At 62.7% G+C, this 1,495-nt stretch carries 2 protein-coding genes; both read right to left on the bottom strand.

All coding sequences use genetic code 11. The annotated features are described in order from the left end of the window. The coding region (locus tag A2I95_RS37245) for a YkgJ family cysteine cluster protein (RefSeq protein ID WP_291737493.1) at nucleotides 1-247 on the bottom strand (247 nt) is incomplete at its 3' end. Then, nucleotides 244-1,176: a bifunctional riboflavin kinase/FAD synthetase gene (locus A2I95_RS37240; RefSeq protein WP_291737492.1), complete on the bottom strand. Its 933-nt coding sequence runs from the start codon at nucleotides 1,174-1,176 to the stop codon at nucleotides 244-246. The genes A2I95_RS37245 and A2I95_RS37240, both read right to left, overlap by 4 nt. Nucleotides 1,177-1,495: the final 319 nt, after the last annotated feature.

Below are 1,495 nucleotides of genomic sequence, written 5' to 3'. Positions count from 1 at the left end.
CGGGCACAAACTGATGGCGGATCGGATACTGCGCGCAGCGGCAGCTGTCATCATCCAGCAGGCGGCAGGCGACACGGGTCAGGGCAACCGCGCCGGTCTCCTCGTCCTCCAGCTTGTTCAGGCAGCATTTGCCGCAGCCGTCGCACAGCGCTTCCCATTCCTTTTGGTTCAGCTTCGCAAGCGGCTTCTTCTCCCAGAACCGCTTGGCCAGACCCGACCGGTCGATTACGTCCTTGCCAGGTCTCATAGCGCCACCAGCAGTTCGCGGGACCGGCTGCAATCCGCATCCATCTGTTCGATCAGCGCCTCCAGCCCGTCAAACTTCAGCTCCGGCCGCAGGAAGGCCACCAGCGCAACCGACAGCGTTGCGCCATAGAGATCGCCGGAAAAATCAAACAGGAAGGTTTCGATATTCGGCACTACACCGTCAAACATCGGCCTGACCCCGATCGAGGCGGCCCCCAGATAACTGCCCGCATGCGGCCCGTCCAGCACGTCCACCAGCACCGCATAGACCCCGAACCGCGGCTGGTGCAGCCCCTCGATTGACATATTCGCGGTGGGAAAACCCAACTCGCGCCCGCGTTGCTCGCCGCCGATCACTACGCCCTCAATGCGGTGCCAGTGCCCCAGCATTTCCTTGGCATCCGCAGGGCGGCCTTCGCTCAGTGCATTGCGGATCGCGGTCGAGGACACAGCATGTTCGGAATATTCCATCAAGGGCGCAATGGTGACGCCAAAACCATACTGCGCGCCAAACCGCTGCAGGTCTTCGGCATTGCCCGTGCGCCCTTTGCCAAAGCAGAAATCAGCGCCCACCACCACATGCGCCAGCCCCAGCCCCCCGGCAATCACGTCGCGGGCAAATTCCTCCGGCGTCAGGCTCGACAATGCGGTGTTGAAATTCAGCTCGTAGAGATGCGTCACCCCCAGCTTCTCCAGCCGGTGGGCGCGGGTCTCGGCCCGCATCAGCCGGAACGGCGGCGCATCGGGCGCAAAATACTCGCGCGGATGCGGCTCAAACGTCATCACCCCCAGCGGCGCTCCGGGGGCTGCGCTGCGGGCCAGTTCGATCACCGACTGATGGCCTTGGTGCACGCCGTCGAAATTGCCGATGGCGACGGTGGCGCCCCGGTCCTGGTCTTCGACGAATTCATAATCTCTGACGATACGCATGGCGCATCCGTAGCGCCATGCGCCGGGCGGTTCAAGCGGCCAGTGGCAGGGCCGGGAAGGAGCGAGGGTGACCCCGCCTGGACGCTAACCGCGGGCGCCGGGCAAGCGTTTGTCCGCTCAACCGCACGGACAGGCGCCATTTCGAAATTTTTATCAACGAAAAGCCCGGTCCGTGAAAACGCCGGACTGCCACCTAAGCAGCATGCTCTGAGATTGATCTGGGACGTAGCAGCACTTCATCTGGTAGTGTTATCGTGTGCATAGGAGCGGGCCGATGAGAAGCGTGTTTGCAGTAGCGGCTGTCTGACGTCAGCACCTT

The organism is Leisingera sp. F5 (assembly GCF_001593695.1).
Note: the sequence above shows the minus strand (reverse complement) of the source record. Positions and strands in the feature narration are given on the sequence as shown.

What these genes read in the sequence shown, in the direction of transcription:
- A2I95_RS37240 (WP_291737492.1), bottom strand. Translation starts at nt 1,176, where the DNA reads ATGCGTATCGTCAGAGATTATGAATTCGTCGAAGACCAGGACCGGGGC.